Origin of the sequence: Microcoleus sp. A006_D1, assembly GCF_036702805.1 — a bacterium.
In the GTDB taxonomy this organism is placed as follows: domain Bacteria; phylum Cyanobacteriota; class Cyanobacteriia; order Cyanobacteriales; family Microcoleaceae; genus Microcoleus.
Map to the genome: position 1 here is coordinate 74,614 of NZ_JAUBVZ010000002.1, position 23,169 is coordinate 97,782.

23 protein-coding genes and 1 tRNA gene are annotated in these 23,169 nt (G+C 46.7%); 12 read left to right on the forward strand and 12 right to left on the reverse strand.

From position 1 onward, the window contains the following. Positions 1-473 precede the first annotated feature (473 nt). The 5 genes from petB to QUB68_RS03235 all read left to right on the forward strand — a co-directional run bounded on the left by petB (position 474) and on the right by QUB68_RS03235 (position 3,182). The gene (gene petB / locus QUB68_RS03215) at positions 474-1,142 is read left to right on the forward strand and encodes a cytochrome b6 (RefSeq protein WP_332990147.1); all 669 of its coding nucleotides are present in this window, start codon (positions 474-476) and stop codon (positions 1,140-1,142) included. Positions 1,143-1,325: 183 nt separating this feature from the next. Further along, positions 1,326-1,808, forward strand: coding sequence for a cytochrome b6-f complex subunit IV (gene petD / locus QUB68_RS03220; protein WP_332989352.1), 483 nt, complete (start codon positions 1,326-1,328; stop codon positions 1,806-1,808). A 369-nt stretch (positions 1,809-2,177) separates the two neighbouring features. Continuing rightward, a complete protein-coding gene (locus QUB68_RS03225; protein ID WP_332989354.1) occupies positions 2,178-2,336 on the forward strand; it encodes a hypothetical protein in 159 nt (52 codons plus the stop codon). Between the two features lie 445 nt (positions 2,337-2,781). Continuing rightward, positions 2,782-2,976 carry a type II toxin-antitoxin system HicA family toxin gene (locus tag QUB68_RS03230; protein ID WP_332989356.1) on the forward strand — a complete coding sequence of 65 codons (195 nt, stop codon included), beginning with the start codon at positions 2,782-2,784 and terminating at the stop codon, positions 2,974-2,976. Further along, positions 2,976-3,182, forward strand: coding sequence for a type II toxin-antitoxin system HicB family antitoxin (locus QUB68_RS03235; RefSeq protein WP_293125396.1), 207 nt, complete (start codon positions 2,976-2,978; stop codon positions 3,180-3,182). The genes QUB68_RS03230 and QUB68_RS03235 overlap by 1 nt, the downstream gene beginning before the upstream one ends. Before the next feature lie 37 nt (positions 3,183-3,219). On the opposite strand, the gene QUB68_RS03240 is transcribed toward QUB68_RS03235, so the two are convergent. Next, the gene (locus QUB68_RS03240) at positions 3,220-3,441 is read right to left on the reverse strand and encodes a hypothetical protein (protein WP_332989361.1); all 222 of its coding nucleotides are present in this window, start codon (positions 3,439-3,441) and stop codon (positions 3,220-3,222) included. Positions 3,442-3,758: 317 nt separating this feature from the next. Here QUB68_RS03240 and QUB68_RS03245 point away from each other — a divergent pair, with 317 nt between their 5' ends. Then, positions 3,759-4,382, forward strand: a complete 624-nt coding sequence (locus QUB68_RS03245) for a tetratricopeptide repeat protein (protein ID WP_332989362.1) — start codon at positions 3,759-3,761, stop codon at positions 4,380-4,382. 226 nt (positions 4,383-4,608) lie between these two features. On the opposite strand, the gene QUB68_RS03250 is transcribed toward QUB68_RS03245, so the two are convergent. The 6 genes from QUB68_RS03250 to QUB68_RS03275 form a co-directional block, all read right to left on the reverse strand. Beyond that, positions 4,609-4,680: transfer RNA gene (locus QUB68_RS03250), tRNA-Val, on the reverse strand. 135 nt (positions 4,681-4,815) lie between these two features. Further along, positions 4,816-5,028, reverse strand: coding sequence for a DUF2839 domain-containing protein (locus QUB68_RS03255; RefSeq protein ID WP_332989364.1), 213 nt, complete (start codon positions 5,026-5,028; stop codon positions 4,816-4,818). Between the two features lie 65 nt (positions 5,029-5,093). Then, positions 5,094-6,602, reverse strand: coding sequence for a helicase C-terminal domain-containing protein (locus tag QUB68_RS03260; RefSeq protein ID WP_332989366.1), 1,509 nt, complete (start codon positions 6,600-6,602; stop codon positions 5,094-5,096). A gap of 22 nt (positions 6,603-6,624) precedes the next feature. Beyond that, complete coding sequence (locus QUB68_RS03265) at positions 6,625-8,154, reverse strand: pentapeptide repeat-containing protein (protein WP_332989368.1); 1,530 nt, start codon at positions 8,152-8,154, stop codon at positions 6,625-6,627. An 80-nt stretch (positions 8,155-8,234) separates the two neighbouring features. After that, positions 8,235-9,797, reverse strand: a complete 1,563-nt coding sequence (locus QUB68_RS03270; protein WP_332989370.1) for a pentapeptide repeat-containing protein — start codon at positions 9,795-9,797, stop codon at positions 8,235-8,237. A gap of 96 nt (positions 9,798-9,893) precedes the next feature. Next, entirely contained in the window at positions 9,894-11,456 is a 1,563-nt protein-coding gene (locus tag QUB68_RS03275; protein ID WP_332989372.1) for a pentapeptide repeat-containing protein, read from the reverse strand. Positions 11,457-11,473: 17 nt separating this feature from the next. Here QUB68_RS03275 and QUB68_RS03280 point away from each other — a divergent pair, with 17 nt between their 5' ends. From QUB68_RS03280 to ccmS, 6 genes are all read left to right on the forward strand, one after another. Beyond that, the gene (locus tag QUB68_RS03280; RefSeq protein ID WP_332990148.1) at positions 11,474-12,337 is read left to right on the forward strand and encodes a prephenate/arogenate dehydrogenase; all 864 of its coding nucleotides are present in this window, start codon (positions 11,474-11,476) and stop codon (positions 12,335-12,337) included. Positions 12,338-12,403: 66 nt separating this feature from the next. Next, positions 12,404-13,732 carry an APC family permease gene (locus QUB68_RS03285; RefSeq protein ID WP_332989374.1) on the forward strand — a complete coding sequence of 443 codons (1,329 nt, stop codon included), beginning with the start codon at positions 12,404-12,406 and terminating at the stop codon, positions 13,730-13,732. Further along, the gene (locus tag QUB68_RS03290; protein ID WP_332989376.1) at positions 13,702-14,238 is read left to right on the forward strand and encodes a hypothetical protein; all 537 of its coding nucleotides are present in this window, start codon (positions 13,702-13,704) and stop codon (positions 14,236-14,238) included. The genes QUB68_RS03285 and QUB68_RS03290 overlap by 31 nt, the downstream gene beginning before the upstream one ends. 359 nt (positions 14,239-14,597) lie before the next feature. After that, positions 14,598-16,151, forward strand: coding sequence for an RtcB family protein (locus QUB68_RS03295; protein ID WP_332989378.1), 1,554 nt, complete (start codon positions 14,598-14,600; stop codon positions 16,149-16,151). A gap of 338 nt (positions 16,152-16,489) precedes the next feature. After that, entirely contained in the window at positions 16,490-18,271 is a 1,782-nt protein-coding gene (locus QUB68_RS03300; protein ID WP_332989380.1) for an ABC transporter ATP-binding protein, read from the forward strand. 104 nt (positions 18,272-18,375) lie between these two features. Continuing rightward, positions 18,376-18,813: a beta-carboxysome assembly chaperone CcmS gene (gene ccmS / locus QUB68_RS03305; protein ID WP_332989381.1), complete on the forward strand. Its 438-nt coding sequence runs from the start codon at positions 18,376-18,378 to the stop codon at positions 18,811-18,813. A gap of 111 nt (positions 18,814-18,924) precedes the next feature. Here the strand turns inward: ccmS and QUB68_RS03310 are convergent, their stop codons facing one another. The 5 genes from QUB68_RS03310 to QUB68_RS03330 form a co-directional block, all read right to left on the reverse strand. After that, a complete protein-coding gene (locus QUB68_RS03310; RefSeq protein WP_332989382.1) occupies positions 18,925-19,860 on the reverse strand; it encodes a spermidine synthase in 936 nt (311 codons plus the stop codon). A 165-nt stretch (positions 19,861-20,025) separates the two neighbouring features. Next, positions 20,026-20,634, reverse strand: coding sequence for an adenylate/guanylate cyclase domain-containing protein (locus QUB68_RS03315; protein ID WP_332989383.1), 609 nt, complete (start codon positions 20,632-20,634; stop codon positions 20,026-20,028). Between the two features lie 10 nt (positions 20,635-20,644). After that, positions 20,645-21,466, reverse strand: a complete 822-nt coding sequence (locus QUB68_RS03320; RefSeq protein WP_332989385.1) for a response regulator — start codon at positions 21,464-21,466, stop codon at positions 20,645-20,647. Between the two features lie 79 nt (positions 21,467-21,545). Beyond that, positions 21,546-22,427 carry a metal ABC transporter permease gene (locus QUB68_RS03325; protein ID WP_332989387.1) on the reverse strand — a complete coding sequence of 294 codons (882 nt, stop codon included), beginning with the start codon at positions 22,425-22,427 and terminating at the stop codon, positions 21,546-21,548. Beyond that, positions 22,427-23,155, reverse strand: coding sequence for a metal ABC transporter ATP-binding protein (locus QUB68_RS03330; protein ID WP_332989389.1), 729 nt, complete (start codon positions 23,153-23,155; stop codon positions 22,427-22,429). The genes QUB68_RS03325 and QUB68_RS03330 overlap by 1 nt, the downstream gene beginning before the upstream one ends. Positions 23,156-23,169: the final 14 nt, after the last annotated feature.

Below are 23,169 nucleotides of genomic sequence, written 5' to 3' on the forward strand. Positions count from 1 at the left end.
CCGCCAACAAAAAATTAGTTAAATGTAACATTTAAGCGCCAAATGAGTGAAGTTTTATCATGTTTATTAAACTTTAGGCGGCAGCGACGGCTGGCTGGCTCGGACTGGGGGCTGTAGCTGAGCTCTTGCCTGTATGCCAGCTTGGGGCGGATGTAGACCGGGCAGAAAATGGTATTTGAGGCTCAGCAAAACCATGGCGAGGGTGAAATTTCCACCGCAATTATGTTACATTTTTTATCATAGTCTGGAATTCGATCGTGCAACGCCAGCGAGTAGGGACAAGCGACCGCTTAGTTTCAAAGTGCTCGGGGGCGATCGCACAATAAAGTTCCTTTCATCAGCTCCAAATTTAAAAATAGCCTCAGCCATTTGCTAGTAAAAGCAAGCTGCTCGGGGCGGGGCGATAAACAAACATTGTGGCTGCTGCCCGCTTACCTCAACCACAGCAATATTCTTTTAGGAATTCTGGCTCCATGTTTTCTAAACAAATCACCGACTCAAAAACCTACCAGTGGTTTGATGAACGCCTGGAAATTCAGGCGCTTGCCGACGACATCACCACTAAGTACGTACCCCCCCACGTCAATATCTTCTACTGCTTGGGCGGAATTACTTTAGTTTGCTTTCTGATCCAGTTTGCCACCGGCTTCGCCATGACTTTCTATTACCGTCCGACGGTAGCAGAAGCTTTTTCTTCAGTGCAATACCTGATGAATGAGGTCAACTTCGGCTGGCTGATCCGCTCCATCCACCGCTGGTCTGCCAGCATGATGGTACTGATGATGATTTTGCACACCTTCCGGGTTTATTTGACCGGCGGCTTTAAAAAGCCCCGCGAATTAACCTGGGTGACAGGAGTCATCTTGGCAGTCATCACTGTTTCTTTCGGCGTGACCGGCTACTCTCTGCCTTGGGATCAAATCGGTTACTGGGCAGTTAAAATCGTTTCCGGCGTCCCCGAAGCCATCCCGTTTGTCGGTTCTACACTTGTGGAACTGCTGCGCGGCGGTGTCAGCGTCGGTCAAGGCACTTTGACTCGCTACTACAGCTTGCACACTTTCGTGTTGCCTTGGCTGATTGTAGTGTTCATGCTGGCTCACTTCTTAATGATTCGCAAGCAAGGCATCTCTGGCCCGTTGTAAGTTTTGAGTTGCTGGGGCGGTATTTTTTTGCCTCCCCGCTGAATTTTGAGTTGAAAATTCAGAATTAATCACTCATCATATTTATTTACGGCCCATACTTCTTGCGATCGCGCCGCTGATTCGGACTCACGAATACAGCGGGATGTCAGGCTCAAGTAAAACTCAAAGGAGAGCACTGTTACTATGTCTATTCTCAAAAAACCAGATTTGAGCGATCCAGAGCTACGCGCTAAACTCGCTAAGGGCATGGGTCACAACTATTACGGCGAACCCGCTTGGCCCAATGACTTGCTCTACGTTTTCCCTATAGTCATCATGGGAACGATTTCCCTGTGCGTAGGTTTGGCTGTACTAGACCCGGCTATGATTGGCGAACCTGCCAATCCTTTTGCTACTCCGCTAGAAATTCTGCCGGAATGGTATTTGTGGCCTGTATTCCAACTTTTGCGCGTTTTGCCTAACAAATTGTTGGGTATTGCTTGCATGGCTGGTGTTCCGGTTGGCTTGATTTTGATTCCGTTCATCGAGAATGTTAACAAGTTCCAAAATCCGTTCCGCCGCCCTGTTGCTACCACAGTCTTCCTGTTGGGAACTGCGGTAACTCTGTGGTTGGGTATTGGTGCTATTTTCCCGATCGACAAATCTTTCACCTTGGGTCTGTTCTAAGATTTAAGCTTGTTTGATTTTGACGCCCGCTGGTTTCCTGTAAAGTGCTTTTGTACTGGTAGGAAACTTCAGCGGGCGTCATTTTATTTGAGATTTTAGAGCATCAGGAAGAAGGAAGAAGCAATAAAAACTGATGTTTCAGCAATTAATACCAATTCTGAAAAATATTGCGACATACAGCCAAAGCCCAGCGCACTACTTCGCCGTCGCCTGCCGCCTGCTGCAAAGCCTGAACCTGTTTGGACATGGGGATTTCTCGGCTTTAATCGATCGCGTCCCGCCCTCGCCCGTGCTACGGCTGTTTTGGCCTTGTTGAACAGTGTCTAATTCACGATCGACGAGGAATACCGCCAGCGCTTTGAGGGGAAGGTGTTGGAGATTGTTGAGACTCACCCGACAATTGCCACGATTAGCAACGGGCAAGCGGTGACGGACTTGCAATTGGTGATATTAGAGGGTACGCTAGGGCAAGAGTTGCGTGGGGGGAAACGTGCAGTTGTCGGAGTCGAATATTCGCAAGGCGTTTAATCTGAAGGTGAATAGCTTGCTGGCGTTTCTGGGATAGTTGTTTGAGATTGAGGCATTGCCAGATTATCAGGAAGTGGTAAGGCGGAATTTTGAGCAGTTTATACAAGAGCGAACGATTGGTTAGCTAATGCTAAAAAAATCGGTGGAGCTGATGCTGACAAGGTATTGAAACGCATACAACAAGAGATTAATTATTATGTTTAGATGGGTATTCCTTGTGAATATATTAGGTGGAAGAGACAAACTAATCTATGCTCACTGACCCCGAACGACGCTCGAAGGTTGACCAACTTTGGGATAGATTGTAGTCGTAGGGACTCTCAAACCCAAAGCAGGATGAGGTTTTTTATCAGTCGCCCCGCTTACAATGGAGAGGTTGCTGAAGTTAGAGCATATTATGGGGAGAGAAGTGCGGGAGTTGATGAGTTTTATAGATAGATGAACAATGAAAGTTAGAGAAGTTATTAAAATGTTAGAAGAAGATGGTTGGTATTTAGCTAGAACAAAGGGCAGTCATCGTCAATTTAAACACCCAGAAAAGGCGGGAACTGTCACTGTGTCAGGTAATTTAGGCGTTGATATGCCAATTGGTACGCTTAAAAGTGTTTTGCGACAATCTCAACTAGAGGAGGAAGATTAATGCGTTATGCTGTTGTAATTGAAAAAGGTGAAACTAGCTACGGTGCGTATGTTCCCGATTTACCTGGATGTGTAGCTGTGGCTGAAAGTTTAGAAGAGGTGAGGCATTTAATTAAAGAGGCGATCGCCTTTCATATTGAAGGACTACAAGAGGATGCTTTTCCGATTCCCGAACCTGTCTCTATTTGCGAATATGTTGAAGCTTAAGCTAAACACCAATTACTTTTTATTTTCAGTCATTTTCTCATTCTCCTCTCCGATAAGCTGCAATTTCTTCGGCAATTTCTTCATCAGTTAAAGGACGCTCGGCGTGTAAAGCCTGGGTTTCTTCACATAAGTTGCTAAAAGTTTCAGCTAAAGCTTGTCTGTGCGGATCGGCCTGATAACTATTCTTAAGTTCCCGGCTCATTTTAATTTTTTCTGCTAATAACTTTTCTTGTTCAGCTTTCAGAATTATTTGTATCATAGAGTTACCTCTCCTCTATCCCTGCGATCGCCTAAATGAGTCACCTTAAAATTTTTAATGGGCAATACAGGATTGAACCTGCGACATCTACCGTGTGAAGGAATTTTCAAAATGGCTAGAATCCTTGCCCACCAAATTTTTTAGAAAACCTACTTTCTCAAAGTGTACCACTTTTTTTAGCACAATGGCTGAAATGCTTATTCTGTCGTGATTTACTCAATGCCAAGCCTCCCCAGTATCTGGTGATATCGGATACTTATTTAAGTCGTCAAATCATGAGAGAATCTTGATATCCCTAACAGGACTAGGACTCAGTTATGACAAACCGCCTTGCCTTATTGCCAGCGATCGCACTTTTAACCTTTTATGCGTGCATGGGCGCTCCGATTTCGAGCGATTTAGCTAGTTCTACCCCGCTCCAACAAAGTCCCGAAGCTGCGGCTCCGAACTGTTTAGAATCCCTCCCTAATGTCCCAACCAGAAAAGACGAATCATCCAAGGACGTAGAAGCTGAAGCAGACAAACTGGAGGAACAAGGCAAAGGGCAGGAAGCTATCAACAAATACAGTGAAGCCCGTTTACTTCATTTCAGGGAGTTAGGTTACTCGACTGGGAGAGCTTTGAGGGGAGATATTAGCGCATCTATGGAGGTGAATATGTCAGTGAAGTCACCAGAATTTTTATTTAAAGTAGGCCGCGCCTACGCCAAGACCGGGCAACATCAAATAGCAATCAGTTGTTTTACCGAGAGCCTGGACGATAAAATTGAGCAACCTAATGATGCGAGTGCTTACCTGAATCGCGGTGCCGCTTACCTTAACATAGGGGAAAAAGAAAAAGCGCGGCAAGATTACCTGAAGTCCGCAGACTTGTTTCAGAAATATAAACTTCCCCAATACAAAAAAGAAGCTCTTGATAGACTTGGCAGCACGACTCCTTAAAGCAGTTGTAGGGTGCGTCAGGGCAGAATGTGACCACAACAAACTAAGAATTTCCCCCGCTCCGCACCCTACGGTTAGCTATCTACGAATAATCTGTAGGGTTCGCAATGTACACCTTAAAAATTGTAGAAAACGGAGACAAAATTGATAGAAAACTGAAAAAAGAAAAGAGGCACGAACCTGCTCTCAATCCCTGTAACTCTTAATAGATATACCTTTGAGAATATGGGCGATGAGGGATTTGAACCCCCGACATCTTCCGTGTGAAGGAAGCGCGCTACCACTGTGCTAATCGCCCGCAGATACCTATCATAACATACTAACTCCAGATTCGCAACTAAATTTTTCCCAAAAATTCAGCCGCTAGTTTCGGAGTGAAAACTCGACATAACGTACGATCGCACAAACAAATGCCCGATCGCACTCCCAGCCATCAATCAACCACCCACCAACCCGCCGAAGGGCCAACAAACCGCACCACAATCCACCAACCTACCAACAGACTAATCCCCGCCCAACTTCCGCGACTTGTCCACTTCACAAAATCTGCACTTTGGGTTTTCGTGATTGGCAGCCACGGATAGATACGCTCTTCTTTACCGAATTCATCGCCGATCGACTCTTTACGACGCTTAGCTTCACCCATAATCTTTGCTTGCTAAATGAGATTTCAACTACATAACCAACCAAATTATACGTCAACAGGTGATCTCAAGCCTGCGTCAACCAAGTTGTATCCAAATAATCAATCCTCGCAAACGGACTCAGCGCCGCTAAAATCTGCTGTCCGTAGCTGCGGTGAATCACCCTGCTGTCGAAAATCGCCACCACCCCCTGACGTTCTCGCACCGGCGCGATCGCCCGCTGCAACTCATTCAACGCCGCCGGCAACAAATACAACCGAAACCAATCCCGACGCTGCTCCTTATAAAAAGCCACACGCGCCGTCACCAAAGGATTTTCCAAAGAAGGTAGCGGCAAAGTTGCGATCGCCAGCAAATGAGGCGCGCTCAACTCCCCCTGATGTTCCCGCCAAAACTCCCACCCAGTCACCAAAATCGCATTCTCCCCCACATCTGTTTTTTCCACCTGCACCCTCGTACCGAACTCAGAAGCCAAAATCGCCGCCATCCGAGCCCTCAGCGGTACATCACCCACAATCAGCACAGTTAAACCCGCCACCGACGCGCTCATTAACAGCAAAGTCCGAATTTCTTCCATTAAAACTCCCTGAAATTCCGGCGTATTCGGCAGCGGCAGCCAGTTCGGAATGTACAGTTGAATTAACTCATTTTGTCGATCGGGCGAAAACTTCACACTCGTCAACTCAGGCAATCCCATCATTTGCCGGAAGATCGGAGCCTTCTGTTCCACATCCACCGCCCCACCAATCAACACCACAGGCACGGCAGACCAAATTTTGCTCAAAACCTCCGCCACCTGCACCGGCGCGCTAAACAGCGAAAATGACCCGCTCGATCGATGAATTTGCGCCCATCGCAGTCTGCCGTTTGTGTTCCACCGCTGCCAAAAATTGACCCAAGCAGCCGGAATCAGCGGGTTTTGCTCGATGCTTTCAAACAGCCCTTTCAAAATATTTTGCTCTGCCGTTTCCAGCAAATAGCACTCGTCAGGCTTAGCCGGATGCTGAAACACAGCCCGCGTTAGCAGCACCCGCGCTTCTCGGATTGCATCGGCTTCCAAAGGCTGAGATTGCATTAAATCATTCCAGTCAGCCGGTGCCAAACTTGCCGTCAATTGCTGGCGCGTCCAAACTTCCAAGTCATCCACACCGTCGATAATTGTCGGAATATGACTGTGCTGTTGCGCATCCACCGCCAAGCGAGCAGCCAGCCAAGACTCCGGATCTGCTAGCATCAATCCTCGTCCAACCTCATGGTGCGAGTAAGTCTCGATCGGCCTCTCTGTTTGCAGCCACTCTTGCAATCGCGGAATTTCCACCTGCTGCAAATGTTCCAGCAGCGGTGTTGGCGCCACTAAAATCACGGGCTCGGGCCACATCAAAATCGGCATCAAATAGCTGACTCGATACCGCTGTCGGTAAGCTCCTGCGGGAAGCCCAGTTTGAATCAGAGCGCTCCGCCTCAAGCGCAAAGCCCGGGCCACCAGCCGCGCCATCGTTAAATGGTGGGGCCAGTGCGGCTCGGAGTTCGATCGCAGGAAGCGCAGCAGCGAGTTGTGGACTTCTACTTCAATCAATCGATTTCACACTTGATCTTGCTCAATCAAGATAATCAAAACTTGCCAGAAAATCAACTACTTTTTCACCCACAGGCAAACTGAATTTACTCTCCTGATTATTTCCACCTCGCCGACCAAAATTCTGGTGAGACTGCACAATCAAACTCTCCTGCCCCGAACTAATTAAAATAGTTTGGGTAGGTGACTGAAAAAACTTTGTTGGCTGACTGGCATTTAGTGTTATTTGCAGCTTTTTTTTCACCTCATTTAAATTATCCATCGCTGCCTTCAATGCTTTAGACAACTGCACTATCCGTTTTTTTTCCAAATCTTTAATTTCGATATTATTGCTGACCGCCACAATATTTTTCTGAGTTTCTAAGGCATCATTAAAAGGAATAATCGCTAAAAAAGCTGCGGGCAATAAATGCTCGTCGCTATCAAATCTAAAAGTGAGAGTTGTCTGGCGGTAGCCGACTTCAATATTGGGAGGACAGCTCATTGCCCCGTAATGCCGAGCTATTTCGCTGTAAGCTGTGGCTAAAGTGCTGTTTGCTGAGTAATCTAAAACTGCGTCAACCACAATTTGCACTAATCCGGGCGTGTGATTTAAAAATTTTTTCGATTCTGACGGCGAATTAAATTGTTGAATCAAAGTGCGATCGCCTGCGGGGCTCATGTCCACCCACTGGCAAGTAATATCATCAACGACGATCCCAAACCGAGGAACCAAATACAGTTTTGCCCCTGTTAAAGTTGCCCCCGTCAAATCAGCGCCAACCCAATCTGTATTAATCAAATTGGCTTCCGTCAAATCAGCGTGCACCAAACTAGCATTTGCTAAATTAGTATTTCTTAAATCTGCTCCGTTGAGGTTAGCTCCGCTGAATTTAGCATCGCTCAGATCGGCACCGTTGAGGTTAGCTCCGCTCAAATCAGCCCATTTGAGGTTAGCTCCACTCAAACTGGCACCGCTGAGATTCACCTGCTGCAAAGAAGCTTGTCTCATATCGGCATTGCTCAAATTGACGCCGTTAAGTTCTGCTTTCGTCAAATCTGCGCCGTGCAAGTTAGCTTGTTGAAAGTTAGCTGATGAAGCCGAAGCACCTCTGAGATTTGCACCGGAAAGATTAGCACCGCACAGGTTAGCTTGCGTCAGTTTTACCTCCCTTAAATCTGCTTCTGTCAGGTTAGCTCCGCTGAAGTTAGTTTTGCTGAGTTCGCAGCGGACTAATTCGCCTCTAATCAGGGATGCTCCGATTAATTGAGCTCCACTTAAATCGGCTTTCACTAAGTTGGCTACGTTGAGACTAGCCCCGTTTAAGATTGCCCGCGAGAGATTGACGCTGCTGAGTCTAGCCACATTCAGGTTAGCTTCGCTGAGGTCAGTTTCGCTCAAGTTAGCGCCGCTGATGTTGGTGACAAATAAGCTAGCCCGCCTTAAAATTGATTGGCTGAGGTTGATGCGGCTGAGATTAGCTTCATTCAGGTTAATTCCCGTGAAATCTCTGTCGCCTTCTGTGTATCTTTTGACGAGTTCAAATCGTTTGAGAAGTTCTTCAGCTTCCATTATTTTTACCTAACTGAAAGGGCGATCGGCTAACTTTTATCTGGCATAAATACAAACGATATCAAATTAATTTATAGTATTTACTCGCCGAGCTGATAAAAGCTTTTGACAAACTCAATCACCGTATTTAGCGGCGGGGTTGTGAATCTTTGGGCTTTAATTGCCGGCCCGATCGAGGTTTTGTTTACTCCCGGCAAATTTGTCAAATTTCTGCCAAAGTCGGGGTGATAGTGAACCATCAAACTTTCGGCGCTGGAGTTGGCTAGTACAGTTTGGGTAGGCGATTGGAAAAAAGTCGAGACTGGTTCGCGATCGAGGCGCACCGGCTGAATTTTCATTTCCCCTATTTTCCTAATTGTTTTAGTCAGGGTCACGTTCAATTGCGCTACCAAATTTGAAACTCTGACGCCCAGATTATTGCCACTTTGCGGTTGAATCATCTTGATCAGAGTAATGAGATTTTTTTGAGTAAATGCCGCGTCGCTAAAGGGAATAATCGCAACGAAAGCTGTGGGAAATAGTTGATCGTCCTGGTCTATTCTAAATGAGATGATTGTGCGCCGCGAATTAACTTCTATGCTGGGAGGATTGCTCAAACCCGAGTATTGACGGGCAATTTGGCGGTAGGTAGCAGCGAGGATAAAGTTGGCGTCGGGGTCTAGGGGTCGATCGACAATAATTTGAACTGTCGGCGGTGTAGCATTAAAAAACCGTTGAGATTCTTCTGGGGTAAAGCGCTGAATTTGGCTGCGATCGCCGTTAGGGCTCAGATCCACCCAGTCGCAGGTTATATCATCAGCTTTGAGGTCGAACCTAGACACCGCGTAAATTTTTGCCCCCGTCAGCGCCGCCCCCGTCAAATCTGCGCCCACCCAATCAGCGTGAATCAAATTCGCTTGAGTCAAATCCGCGTGTACCAGAGTAGCGTTCAACAAGTTGACATTGCTCAAATTTGCCCCGTACAAGTTAGCCCCGCTCAATCTCGCTTCATCGAGGTCAGCGCCCGTCAGGTTCGCCCCGCTGAGGTCGGCCCACCGGAGATTGGCACCTCGCAAGTCAGCACCGCTGAGGTTGGCTTGAGAAAGATTAGCTTGTCTGAGTTCGGCATTGCAGAGGTTAACTCCTCGCAAGTCGGCTCTGCTGAGGTCGGCTCTGTGCAAGTTAGCCCGTTCCAAGTTCGCCGCTGTCAGGGAAGCGCCTCGCAGGTGAGCCCCGCTGAGGTCGGCTTGCTCGATATTAGCTTCTCTGAGGGTGGCTTCTCTCAAATCTGCTTCGCTGAGGTTTGCACCGCTCAAGTTTGCACCGCTGAGGTCGGCTCTGATCAGTTCGGCTCTGATCAGTGTAGCGTCTACGAGTTGGGCTTCGCTGAGGTCGGCCCGAATCAAATTAGCTACGTTGAGGATAGCGCCGTTGAGGTTGGCTTTGTTGAGATTTGCACCGCTGAGTCTGGCAACATTGAGTTTGGCTTTTCTCATGTTGGCGTTGGACAGATTGGTGCCGCTCATATTGGTGAGGCTCAAGATTGCCTCGCTGAAATTAGCCCCACTGAGATCGATCCGGCTGAGATTTGCCTCGCACAGGAGGATGGCAGTAAAATCTCTTTCTCCTGCTGCATATTTGGTGATGAGTTCTTCGGCGTCCATGCTTTTGACTTTCCCTGATGTGTTAGCTAGAACAAAGCTTTGTTATGCCAACCCTTAAAATAGAATAAGCATTTTTTGTAACTTGATGCAATATGCTTAGACATCTATGTTATGGAAGCCTTTTATAAAATCCAAAATGGTAGTGATATTAGCTTGGCCCAATTTTGTGCTTTCAGCTAACTTGCCTGCGCCTGAGTTGCTCGGGTCGTATTTTTTAATCAGGCGTTTTCCGAAGGCTGGGTGGTGATATACGCTGAGTCTCTGGTCGCGGGAATTAATTAAGATCATCTGTGTAGGAATTTGAAAAAAGTTGATGCTTTCGCCGATTTTTGGAAATGAACTGGAAATTTTAATTTGGTCTACTTTGCTGATAGCTTGATTGAGAGCTTTGCTGCATAACTGCACGTGTTTAGATTCTTTGACGTTAAGTTTTCCTGCATCCTGGGATTGAATCATTTTCATCAAAGCTATCACGTTTTTTTGAGTTGTGGCGGCATCGTTAAAAGGAATGATGGCAACATAAGCGGTGGCAAACAATTTATCGTCGCTGTCCATTTTAAAGGCGAGTACGGTGCGCCTGGAGCTGACTTCGATTGTGGGTGGCTGACTTAAACTCGGGTATTGTTGGGCAATTTGGTAATAAGTTGCAGCTAGGGCAAAATGAGCGCCTTGGTCTAAGGGCGAGTCAATCACAATCCGAACTGTGGGCAAGGTTTCGTGAAAAAATTCGTGGGTTCCTCCCGAGTTCAACCAGTAAATTTGGCTGTGGTCGCCGTTGGGGCTCAGATCGACCCACTTGCAGGTCATGCCTTCGGTTTTGATGCCGAGTCGCGAAACTGCGTGGAGTTTGGCTCCGGTTAAGGTGGCTCCGGTTAAGTCGGCTCCAATCCAGTCGGCGCGGATCAGATAGGCATTTGACAGGTCGGCGTGAACTAAACTGGCATTGAGCAAGTTAGCGTGGCAGAGGTCGGCTCGGCTGAGGTCGGCGCCGCTCAATTTAGCTTCGCTGAGGTCAGCCCAGCGCAGATTGCAACCGCTGAGGATGGCCCAGCGCAAATTGACGCCGCTGAGGTCGGCGCCGCTGAGTATGGCTTGAGTGAGGTTTGCTTGTCGCAGTTCTGTACCTCGCAAGTCGGCGCCGCTGAGGTCGGCTCGGCTGAGGTCGGCGCCTTGCAGGTTGGCTTGTTCGAGGTTGGCTTCTGTCAAGCACGCGCCGCTGAGGTGAGCGCCTCGGAGGTTGGCTTGAGCGAGGTTGGCTCCTCTGAGGGTGGCTTCGGTGAGAGTGGCGCCGCTGAGGTTGGCTCCTTGTAGGTTGGCGCCGCTGAGTTCGGCTCGAATTAGCTCGGCTCTGATCAGTTTGGCTCCTGTGAGTGTGGCTTTTTTGAGGTCAACTCGTACTAGGTAGGCGACGTTGAGGTCGGCGTCGGTGAGGTTGGCGCCGCCGAGATGGGCGCCGCTGAGTCTGGCGATGTTGAGTTTGGCACCGGTGAGGTTGGTTTTGCTGAGGTTGGCTCCGCTGAGGTTTGCTACACTCAGATTCGCACCCTTGAGGTTGGCTCCGCTCAAGTTGACGCCGCTGAGGTTGGCCTCAGTCAGGTTGATTCCGGCAAAGTTTCTTTCTCCGGCGGCATATTTTTTAAGGAGTTCCTCTACTGTCATGGGGGCGTTACCGTCGTATCAAATATCCCCATTTTATTGCTATGAATATCGGTATTGTAGGACTTGGTTTAATTGGCGGCTCGATCGCTCTGGATTTACGATCGCACGGGTTTGATGTTTTTGGGGTTTCGAGTCGCCAGCAGACTTGCGATCGCGCGCAAGAACGCGGTGTGGTCAATGATGCCAGCATACACCTGTCTCTGATGGCCGCAGCCGATTTGGTTTTTATCTGCACGCCGTTAAGAGCGATCGAGCCGATCGTCCAAAAATTAATCCCCCATCTTTCCCGTGATACTATCGTAACGGATGTGGGTTCGGTAAAAACACCCATAGTGCAGGCTGTGTCCGATCTGTGGCCGAATTTTGTGGGGGGACACCCGATGGCGGGGACTGCACAAAGCGGCATCGAGGCGGCGGTAAGGGATTTGTTTGTGGGCCGGCCTTACGTGCTGACTCCGACAGCCCAGACGCCGGAGGCGGCGGTGGAGAAGGTGGAGGAAATTGCGCGGTTGTTGGGTGCGTTGGTTTATCGGTGCGGGCCCCAAGAACACGATCGAGCTGTGGCTTGGATTTCTCATTTGCCGATCGTGGCTAGCGCGACGCTGGTTGCTGCGTGCGCTGCTGAGGGCGATCGGGATATTGTTAATTTAGCGCAACATTTGGCTAGTTCCGGTTTTCGGGACACCAGCCGCGTTGGGGGCGGGAACCCCGAGCTGGGAGTGATGGTGGCAAGGTACAATCGGGTGGAATTATTGCGATCGCTCTCTATTTACCGAGACACTCTCGACGAGTTGATCAGCGATATCGATGCCCAAAATTGGCAAGCTCTCGAAGACAAGCTGAAGCTGACTCAACAAGCGAGAGAAAATTACAACTTGTGAGTCAAAAAATGCTTCAAACTGTCTCCGTCTCGATTATGATTGTGGACGCCTATATTTTGAGTTTCAATGTACACTTATTCTCGGCTCAAGCGAGTTTTGCTGGGTGAAACTCTCCCCACCAGTGCATCTGTTCACGAACGGCTAAGCAACGCTACAGGACTAGCTGTTCTGGCTTCCGATGCACTTTCGTCTGTTGCCTACGCCACTCAAGAAACCCTGCTGGTACTATTACTAGCTGGGAGTAGCAGTTTGAGTTTATCGCTGCCTATTTCGGGAGTTATTATTTTACTGTTGGCGATCGTGGCGCTGTCTTACCGACAGACAATTAAAGCGTACCCCAACGGCGGCGGCGCTTACATTGTGGCGCGAGAAAACTTGGGTACTTATTCGGGTTTGATCGCAGCAGCTTCGCTGATGATTGACTACATCCTCACCGTCACAGTCAGTATTTCCGCTGGCGTTGCCGCCTTGACTTCAGCAGTTCCCTCGCTGCTCCCCTATACCGTTGAACTGTGCTTAGTTTTTATTGTCCTGATCATGTTTGCCAATCTCAGGGGATTGCGGGAATCTGGCAAGATATTTATGGTTCCCACCTATGCGTTTATCGTTGGCATTTTTATCTTGATTGGCTGCGGTTTATTCCAACAGGCAACAGGTCAAGTTTTGCCGACATTAGAAAATATTCCAGCTAAAGAACCTTTGGGATTGTTTCTGATCGCGCGCGCTTTTGCGGCGGGCTGTACTGCCCTGACTGGAGTTGAAGCCATCTCCGATGGGGTGTTGGCTTTTAAGCCTCCTGAATGGAAGAATGCTCGCCTGACTTTAACTTATTTGGGGGTAATTCTGGGAGTGATGTTTTTGGGAATTAGTTACTTGGCCCATATTTATCAGGTGATTCCTAGAGAAAATGAAACACTCCTTTCTGTGTTGGGAAAACAGATTGTTGGCGACGGTATATTTTATTACTATTTGCAGATCGCAACTCTGTTGATTTTGCTGTTGGCTGCGAATACGAGTTATGCGGATTTTCCGCGACTTTGTTATTTTTTGGCGCGGGACGGGTTTTTGCCGAGGCAGTTGTCGTTGTTGGGCGATCGGCTGGTTTATTCTAATGGCATTAATCTGCTCAGTTTCTGCGCTGCGTTGTTAATCATCATTTTCCGAGGCGATACCACGGCAGTAATTCCGCTATATGCGGTTGGGGTTTTTACTTCTTTTACTTTATCTCAATCGGGAATGGTAATTCACTGGTTTAAGGAGCGAGGTAAAGGTTGGCAAGCTAGTGCTGTGATGAACGGTATCGGTGCAGTGGCAACAACGGGAGTTTTGGGTGTAATTGTCGCTACAAAATTCCTTTTGGGAGCTTGGGTTGTTGTGGTAACTATTCCGTCGTAGTCAGTCTGTTTTTAGCAATTCACCGCCACTATCGCTATGTGGCGGCTCGCTTGAGCATTCAGGGAATAGCACCTAGATCTTATCTTCCCAGACCTAAAGTTAAGGCGGTGACACATCCGGCTGTGGTGTTAGTCGGACAGTTGCACCGGGGAACTTTGGAGGCCCTCGATTATGCTCGTTTAATTTCTGATGAGGTTGTGGCGGTTCACGTAGATATTGGTTTGACCTATCGAGCAAAATTGCAAGCTGCTTGGCAAGATTTGCAGTCTGACATTCCTTTGGAAATTCTGGAATCGCCTTACCGTTCGGTTGGCGAGGCGTTGACTCACTTTTTGACTTTGTTTGAAGAGCAGCGGCCGGGAGTGTTCTTAACGCTGATTATTCCGGCTTTTGTGACGCGAAATTGGTGGGAGGGACTGCTGCACAATCAAACTGCTTTCTTTTTGAAGGCGGCTTTGCGGGCTAAAAGAAGTCGGGTTGTCACAACGGTTAGATATTATCTGTAAGCTATGAAAACTGGAATTATTTAGGAGACGTTGGGAAAAGAAACCGGGTTTCTTGGCAAAATTTTTGTGTGGTTGCGAAGTATTTAGGCAGAAACCCGGTTTCTGATACTCGCTGGGCAAAGAAACCGGGTTTCTGACCAAAATTTTTGCTGGGCTGCGAAGTATTTAGGCAGAAACCCGGTTTCTGATACTCGCTGGAAGTTGACAGATAAAAAATTATGTGCCACGATCGCCATAAGTAGATAAGTTGCCTTCAACTTGTCTCTAAAAAGATTGCGGCTGCTGAACCAAAGTCTTTTAACAACTACAACATCTCTTCAATTTGTGGGGGTTGCACTGCAACCCGCAACAGACTCTTTATGCAGCAGCCAAAAAATTTGAACAGGCTTTTGCGAGCTTTGTCTCGCCAAGGTCTTGATGTGAGTTACGACAATCAAGTCTACTCGATTTGTCTCAATAGTTCTCTGAAAGAATACTGGCAAGATGCCAGTTCCACAAGAGAAAACAGTGAAAATGTTGGTGCTAGAGAAAACTGGCAAGATGCCAGTTCCACAACAACAGAAAACAGTGAAAATGTCGGTGCTGCAAAAGCAGAAGTTTTGCTTCCTGAAGGTTTTCCGGTGGAAGCAAAGGCGCTGAAACAGTTAGCAAATTTGGCGAATGTTCGGCATCCTCAAGGTGGTTGTGTTTGTCGCGCCTGCGCTACTCCAGACTTCCATCCGGGGGATGCGGGAGTGGCAATTGGCTCGATCGTCCAAACTGACAAAATGGTGATTCCGGCGGCTGTCGGTTCCGATATTAACTGCGGGATGCGCTTGCACGTTGCTGATTTGTCGATCGCACAATTTCTGGCAAAGCGCGATCGATTTGTAGAATTGATGAAAGGCGATTATTTCTTCGGTACTCGCGATGTCAGCATGACTGCAAAAACCGCCCGCGCCATGTTCCAACACGGCATCCCCGGATGGCTGGATGCTATGCAGGAGTTGGCAATTGGTAGCGCAGCAAATTCGGATTTTCAACAGTTGGCGCAAGAGTGCAATCGCACTTTTCTCGGGGGTTCCATGAATGGCGATGTCAAATGGGCTCCCGAAGAATTAGTCCCAAACGACGGCATAGTCAGGGATGGCGGGTTGGCTACCATCGGCGGCGGCAATCATTTTGTCGAAATTCAAGTGGTTGAGGAAGTTGTCGATCGAGCTACGGCTTATACTTGGGGTGTGCGATCGGGACAAATCGCTTTCATGATTCACTCGGGTTCGCGGAATGTGGGGAAATACATCGGCGGTATGTGGCGCGATCGAGCTTGCGAAGCTTGGCCTAAAACCCTGAAATACCCTGAATCCGGGCTTTTTCCGCTGTCTGTAGAGGCAAATCCCGAACTTGTGAGCAGCTACCTACAAGCGGAAGCAACGGCCGCTAATTACGGTTTTGTCAATCGTTTGTTGCTAGCAGAACTTCTGCGACTGCGTTTGCGGCAAGTTTTCGGCGATGTCGAAGCTCCCTTAGTCTACGATTTGCCTCACAATATTACCTTAGCTGAAGGTGCCGGCTGGGTGACTCGCAAAGGTGCTTGTCCCGCAAATTCGGGTCAGCCTGTAATTGTACCGGGTTCGATGGGTGCGCCGTCTTATTTGCTAGTTGGTAAGGGGAACGATCAATTTTTGCGATCGGCTTCTCACGGTGCAGGCAGGGCGCGATCGCGCTTCGATATGAGTCGCCAAGGTGCTGACAAAACTGACTCCGCTTTGGGATTAACTGGCGTAGATTGCATTACCTTGCGCGAAGAACGTAGAATCGAAGAGGCACCGGCCGCTTACAAGCCAATTCAACCAGTAATTGATGTACAAGTTGAGGCGCAAATGGTGGGGATAGTGGCTAAAATGAAGCCAGTGTTAACGTTTAAAGCCTAGGCTGATTTGTCGGTTCTCAAAAACTGTTTTCATGAACAGGCTAGAAGCCTGTTCCACAAGACAATTTCCAGGTTGTGGAATGGGCTTGCAGCCCTTTGCCAAAGACAGTTTCACAGATTGTGGAATGGGATTGCAGACCGTTCCTAAAGACAGTTTCACAGATTGTGGAATGGGATTGCAGACTGTTCCCAAAGACAATTTTACAGATTGTGGAACGTTGCTCCTAGCCCGTTTCTAAAAACAATTTCATAAGCTGTGGAACGTTGCTCCTAGCCCGTTCATGAAACCCTAAAAATAAGTAAAAAATCTAAAACTTGTCCAATTATCCCCATCCTAAATTGTCACAAAATCCCCCTAAACCTATCCATCCCCTGAAGCGGCTGCTAAAGTACGGACGCCGCTACCGCCTGCAAACTTGGCTAGCAAGTATCTGTTCATTTTTGAATAAATTATTCGATTTAGCGCCGCCAGCATTAATCGGGATTGCTGTTGATGTGGTGGTGAAAAATCAAGATTCTATCCTGGCTCAATGGGGCATAAAAGATGTCTTTTGGCAACTGGCAATTATCACTCTTGTGAGCGCGATTGTTTGGGCCCTGGAATCTATTTTTGAATATGCCTATGATTATTTATGGCGCAATTTGGCTCAGGATATCGAACACGATTTGCGTCTGGAAGCTTACAGCCATTTGCAAGAATTAGAATTAGCTTATTTTGAAGAACGCAGTACGGGCGGTTTGATTTCTATTCTCAACGATGATATCAATCAACTCGAACGTTTTTTGGACGGCGGTGCTAATGAGGTGATTCAGGTAATTACCACGGTGATTGTGATTGGTGCCGCTTTTTTTGCTGCATCTCCCGCTGTTGCTGCCTTGTCAATGTTGCCGATTCCTTTTATTATTTGGGGCTCGATCGCCTTTCAGAACCGCCTCGCTCCTCTCTATGCGGATGTGCGGGAAAAGGTGAGTTTTCTGAACGGGCAATTGTCGAACAATTTGAGCGGTATTACTACTATTAAAAGTTTTACTTCTGAGGATTATGAGACTCAGCGCATCGAAACACAAAGCGAAGCTTACCGCCAAAGCAACCGACGGGCGATCGTCCTTTCGGCGGCTTTTATTCCGCTGATTCGGATTGTGATTTTTTTGGGGTTTATTGCAACGCTATTTCTGGGCGGTTTGGAGGTGGTGGCGGGCCGGTTGTCTGTGGGAACTTACAGTGTTTTGGTGTTTTTGACTCAGCGGTTGCTGTGGCCTCTGACTCGGCTGGGTGATACGATGGATCGATACCAGCGGGCAATGGCTTCTACCAATCGGGTGATGAATTTGTTGGATACGCCGATCGCCATTCGCACAGGCGATATCCGGCTACCAGTTAGTTCGATTAAGGGTGAACTGAAATTTAAAAATGTGACCTTTTATTATAATCAAAGAAAACCGATTTTGCAGTATTTCTCGCTGACTCTGGCGGCGGGAAAAACTACGGCGATTGTGGGCGCGACTGGTTCGGGAAAAAGTACGCTGGTGAAACTAATCTTGAGGCTGTACGAGGTACAGTACGGCAATATTTATCTCGACGGTATAGAATTAACTAATCTGAATTTAAAAGATTTGCGGAGAGCGATCGGATTGGTGAGTCAAGATGTGTTTTTGTTTCACGGTACGGTGGCTGAAAATATTGCTTACGGCAGTTTTGAGGCAAGCAATCGAGAGATCGTAAATGCTGCTAAAATTGCGGAGGCTCACGAGTTTATCGCGCAATTGCCGGAGGGTTACGAGACTATTGTAGGGGAACGCGGTCAAAAATTGTCGGGGGGACAGCGGCAGCGTATTGCGATTGCGAGGGCTGTTTTGAAGAATCCGCCGATTTTGATCCTCGATGAAGCTACTTCAGCAGTGGATAACGAAACTGAGGCGGCAATTCAGCGATCGCTCGAACGAATTACCAAGAATCGTACTACAATTGCGATCGCCCACCGTCTTTCTACTGTCCGCAATGCCGATTGCATTTTTGTCATGGAAGAGGGGCGAGTGGTAGAATCGGGGCAGCACGAACAACTTATCGAGTACGATGGAGTTTATGCGTCGCTGTGGCGCGTGCAATCTGGTATAAGATAATTATGGTTTGATCGTTCGGACTTTAGTCCTTAAAGCCAGCAGGAGAGGACTAAAGTCCTCACTACGAACTCCAACATATTAGTTTCTACAAGCAAAGAGAGAAAATGTTTCTATTTGGTAGCCCTGACTCAGAACAAAAAAACGAAAATAACTGGCGACGCAAGTTAGATAAATTTGTGAAAGCCAACAAACAAGAATTGGCGGCTTTAGCTTGGGGGCTGTTTCTGGAAAGGGGAGAAGAAAACGACGATATTTTGGGAATTGATATTGCAGGAACGCCACGCTTCGTGTACTGTAAAAAAGAGGCAGTCGAGGAGTTAAACCGTCAAGTTAAAAGTCATATTCAGGAAATTCTCGGAGTGCTGAACGCTCACAAACCAGAGAAAGAGGTGGCGATTGTGGCGATCGGCGAAGGTGAAATCAAGCTAATATTGTTTGAAATTGACCCCGCACCTCCTGATTGTTTTGAACTCGCAGCGGTGGATGTCGATACATTGATCGATCGCCTGGAAAAGCAAATGGCTGAATATATCAAAGGATAAATTATATCCAATCCGGTAAAAAAATGCTAATTAAGTTCGTAGTGAGGACTTTAGTCCTCATTTTCGGAGGACTAAAGTCCTTACTACGAACCAATTTTGTTGTTTTTGATATTAAAATAACCAGCAATCAAAATAACCGGCAGGTGGCGAATCGTCTGTAAAAACTTGAGCTTTGTCTAAATTAGGTATAATTTCAGCTAATTCTGTACCTATTTTAACATCCTGTGCTCTATCTGTGAAGGAAAACGAAAATTCATGCCCATCTTGCAAATATTTTGCCCTGGAAACAATCTCATCTTTCTCTAAAATAGGGCCGTTAGTCCCAATTAAAACACTATTAATATCCTTCCAAGGGCAGACGCATACCTGAGAAAACACACTTTGAAAAGTCTTAACTTTTTGGGCATAAAACTCATCTCTTTGCAGCAGATTTACTAGCACAACTCCTGCGGTTGACAAGTGTTTTTTGCAAAGTTCATAAAATTCTTTGGTGGCCAGCCGGTGCGGAAAGTAGCCGTTGCCAAAAAACACGTCTGTCATAATTATATCGTACCGAATATCTGGACTTTGCTGTTCTAGGTATTCTCTCCCATCCTGGATTGCGACGGTTAGTCTGCCGTCAAACTGCACCCCAAAACACTGTATGGCTGCTGAAATTGCGATCGCATCTACATCAGCACATTCTACAACAGTTTCCGGCAAATAATGGTGCAAAACCAACGGAATTCTGCCGCCGCCAAACCCAGCTATGTAGACTTTTTTAGGTTGATTTTGCCAAACTAAACCCAACATCATCGCTTGGGTATATTCTGAAACTAAATGTAGAGGATTGTTGAGATCGAGGACAGATTGCAATAAATCTGTATGCAAATTAAGCTTTTCTATCAAACACAGCTTAATTTGACCTTTGTCTTTTCTAACTGCAACATACTGAGATCCAGAATCTTTGCAAAAAACAACTCCATCCGGCTGTTGTTGCACCCAAGCAAGCCTCTGTTGAATATTCGCTAAATTGATAGCTTGCCAATTTTTTTGTTGGTATATCATTAATTTTAAATTTTATATTCCTGGACACAGGCGTAGTTAGAAACCGGGTTTTTTACGAAAATCTTGCCTCGTAGTCGAGAGATCATGAAAAAACCCGGTTTCTTTGATTTAACACGGGCGATCATTAATTTTATTTTCTAGCATTGTGAAAAACCATGAGACAAATTAAGCAGACAATGCCCGCTTGTATGCCACCAATTCCAAACCCGAAATCGAAAATTCCAATCTTTCCCAATCTTGCTTCTCACCTTCCAAATTTTCAAACGCTGCGGAGGTGAGCAAAATCTCTCCCCGTTCCGCCAAATCCTCTCCCAGCTTGGAGGCTAGATTAAATTCCGATCCGTACATATCCTCTCCTTCCAGCATCAAAACATCGCCGCAGCCAATACCTATGCAGAGGTAAATATCCATCTCCGGCGGCAAAGTTGTGTTGACAGCCGCTGTTTGCTTGAGAGAGTCGATTGCAGCTTCTACAGCCGATTTTACATCGGGAAACACTGCAAAAATATTGTCGGCTTCCTCCTTAACAACAGTACCGCCACATTCCGAAATTATCGGTTTGACAATTCCGTGCATCCGGTGAATCATTGCCAGAAAATGAATGATTCCGTAACGGACAGTTGTTCGAGAAAATCCCGACATATCCATTACCAGGATCGTGTGTTCTTGACGGAAAGTTGCATTAATTTTGGCATCAATTTCTGCCATTTTTTCGGGATGTTCGTTTCTTTCTTGCAGCAACTTTTCCAAATTGGTGCGGTTATTTGTTTTCATTTGACTTTAATTAATTAAATTCCCAATCTCGACACAGTTCTTGAGGGCGGCCAGCGGGATGCACTGCACAATTGATGCCGTCTTTGCCGTAATAATAATCACAGACTTTGCAAGGTTGAGTTTGCTCTAATTTTTTCATCAAAATAGCCCGGATTGTCTGCACTCGGTTGCGATATTTGTTTGCATTGGAGTGACTCGGTTCAATTGCCAAAGCTTGCTCGAAAGCTGCTAAGCTGGAATCGTATAATTTAATAATTTGGGCGCTGTATTTTGTCCAAGCATCGGCGCTACTTTGATACAGTTCGATCGTACTTAAGTTTAAAATACCGTATTCTGTCCAAGCGTCAGCCGAAGCTCGATCGAACTTAATATTAACATTCAGCAACACTTTTTTGATAGTCTCCAAAAGTTCTCTCGGCTGCCAAGGTTTGCTAACATAGGCTTCGGCGCGATCGATCGCCCTAGAAAACAAAGCTAACTGCTGTCCCTTCCCGGTTAATAAGACTACCGGTATATTCCGAGTTTCGGGATTAGCTTTAATTAAACGGCAAACACCCCAACCGTCCATGCGGGGCATTACGATATCTAATAATACTAAATCCGGGTAATTTCTCCCAACTTTATCCAGCGCTTCCACACCGTCTGATGCTTGAATTACATTTAATCCGCTGCATCTCAACTGATGTGAAATGCACTCCCGCTGGCTGCGGGAATCTTCCACTACTAAAACTGTACTCATCGCTCCCACCCGTTTTCTGAGGTAAACTTGTTCGCTGCTGCGAGTTGTCCTTGCTGAAATCAGTTTACCCAAATTGGATGAATTTGTTATCACTGGCGATCGGGATTTACTAAAATTGCAACAAATCTTAAACTCTTAGTCCGACAGGTTGAAACAAATGTTGATTATTATCTCACTTTTTCAACTGTTTCAACTGCTGCAAAACTTTACTCCCGCGACTCGCCATCTCCGGCCTCGTTAAAATTCCCTGAGACGGACTAAACAGCAGCGCCAGTCCAAAAAATCCCGTAACTACTAACACAATAGCTGCACCAGATGGCACATTCATGTAATAGCTAATGTACATTCCTGTAACGCTGCTAATCACGGCAATAATTGCTCCAATTCCCATCATTTGATGCAGTTCTTTCACTAGCAAATATGCTGTAATTGCCGGCCCGATTAGCAGCGAAACTACCAACACCACGCCCACGGCTTGCATACTGGCAATAATTGTCAGGGTAATTGCCGAAATCAACCCGAAATGAATTAAATTAACTGGCAATCCGATCGCCTGCGCGCCCAAGGGATTAAAAGTATAAAACAGCAACTCTTTGTAAAAAATGGCAACCATTACTAAAACAAAAATAGTAATTCCCAAAGTTCTCATTACATCGTCGCCTGTCACGCCTAAGATATCTCCAAACAGAAAACTGTGCAAATCTAGTTTGCTTTTTAGCAAAGTAATTAGCATGATTCCCAAGGCTAAAAAGCCGGAAAAAACTAATGCCATTGCGGCATCAACTTTGACGCGAGACTGAGATTGAATCCAGGCAATGATCAGAGTGCTAAATGTGCCGGAAATGAACGCGCCGACGAAAATATCGATGCCCAAATAAAAGGCGATCGCCAATCCGGGCAAAACCGCGTGAGCAATCACATCTCCCAACAAGCCCATCCGCTGTACAATCAAATAACTCCCGACAACGGCGCAAAGAATGCCCAACAAAACAGCTATAATCACAGCGTTTCGCATAAACTCAAAAGATAGTGGTTCGAGGATAAAATTTAACATTAATCGTTCTGCCGCTGTATTAAAATAACATTGTCACCGTAAGCGCGCTGAATGTTGTCAGCGGTGATTACTTCCGCCCTCGAACCGTCGGCAATAATCTGTTTATTTATCAATAAAAATCTGTCATATTTTCGCGAAGCTTCTCCCAATTCGTGCCCGATAACTAGCAATATCTTTCCAGCGGATTTCAGTTCGTCAAATACTTCAAAAATTACGGCTTCTGTTTTTTTGTCAACTCCAGCAAAAGGTTCGTCAAAGAAAAATAATTCCGCTTCTTGGGCTAAAGCTTGGGCCAAAAATACGCGCTGTTGTTGTCCTCCCGACAATTCCCCAATTTGACGGTTTCTCAATTCCCAGATTCCGACTCTTTCTAGGGAAAATTTAACTATTTCTTTCGATTGGCGGGAAGGAAAGCGGAACAAGCCTGTATGGCGGGTTCTCGCCATCTTGACTACATTTTTAACTGTGATTGGATAGTCCCAGTCAATTTGCGATCGCTGCGGCACGTAAGCTACTTGTCCTAACTGCTGTTTTAGCGATCGCCCCCGGTATTTCACAACTCCCGTTTCATCGGGAATTAAGCCCAGAATCGCCTTAACCATCGTACTTTTTCCCGCACCGTTAGGGCCGATCAGCCCCACAATTTGCCCCTCTTCCAAGCGGAAACTGACATCCTCAACCGCAGAAACTCCTCGGTAGTTGACAGATAGATTTAAAACCTCTAACATATAAAGCCACTGGT

Bases quoted from the DNA above. Each gene is read 5' to 3' on its own strand.
- petB (WP_332990147.1), top strand. From the start codon at position 474: ATGTTTTCTAAACAAATCACCGACTCAAAAACCTACCAGTGGTTTGAT.
- petD (WP_332989352.1), top strand. From the start codon at position 1,326: ATGTCTATTCTCAAAAAACCAGATTTGAGCGATCCAGAGCTACGCGCT.
- QUB68_RS03230 (WP_332989356.1), top strand. From the start codon at position 2,782: ATGAAAGTTAGAGAAGTTATTAAAATGTTAGAAGAAGATGGTTGGTAT.
- QUB68_RS03235 (WP_293125396.1), top strand. From the start codon at position 2,976: ATGCGTTATGCTGTTGTAATTGAAAAAGGTGAAACTAGCTACGGTGCG.
- QUB68_RS03240 (WP_332989361.1), bottom strand. From the start codon at position 3,441: ATGATACAAATAATTCTGAAAGCTGAACAAGAAAAGTTATTAGCAGAA.
- QUB68_RS03245 (WP_332989362.1), top strand. From the start codon at position 3,759: ATGACAAACCGCCTTGCCTTATTGCCAGCGATCGCACTTTTAACCTTT.
- QUB68_RS03255 (WP_332989364.1), bottom strand. From the start codon at position 5,028: ATGGGTGAAGCTAAGCGTCGTAAAGAGTCGATCGGCGATGAATTCGGT.
- QUB68_RS03265 (WP_332989368.1), bottom strand. From the start codon at position 8,154: ATGGAAGCTGAAGAACTTCTCAAACGATTTGAACTCGTCAAAAGATAC.
- QUB68_RS03270 (WP_332989370.1), bottom strand. From the start codon at position 9,797: ATGGACGCCGAAGAACTCATCACCAAATATGCAGCAGGAGAAAGAGAT.
- QUB68_RS03275 (WP_332989372.1), bottom strand. From the start codon at position 11,456: ATGACAGTAGAGGAACTCCTTAAAAAATATGCCGCCGGAGAAAGAAAC.
- QUB68_RS03285 (WP_332989374.1), top strand. From the start codon at position 12,404: ATGTACACTTATTCTCGGCTCAAGCGAGTTTTGCTGGGTGAAACTCTC.
- QUB68_RS03295 (WP_332989378.1), top strand. From the start codon at position 14,598: ATGCAGCAGCCAAAAAATTTGAACAGGCTTTTGCGAGCTTTGTCTCGC.
- ccmS (WP_332989381.1), top strand. From the start codon at position 18,376: ATGTTTCTATTTGGTAGCCCTGACTCAGAACAAAAAAACGAAAATAAC.
- QUB68_RS03310 (WP_332989382.1), bottom strand. From the start codon at position 19,860: ATGATATACCAACAAAAAAATTGGCAAGCTATCAATTTAGCGAATATT.
- QUB68_RS03315 (WP_332989383.1), bottom strand. From the start codon at position 20,634: ATGAAAACAAATAACCGCACCAATTTGGAAAAGTTGCTGCAAGAAAGA.
- QUB68_RS03325 (WP_332989387.1), bottom strand. From the start codon at position 22,427: ATGTTAAATTTTATCCTCGAACCACTATCTTTTGAGTTTATGCGAAAC.
- QUB68_RS03330 (WP_332989389.1), bottom strand. From the start codon at position 23,155: ATGTTAGAGGTTTTAAATCTATCTGTCAACTACCGAGGAGTTTCTGCG.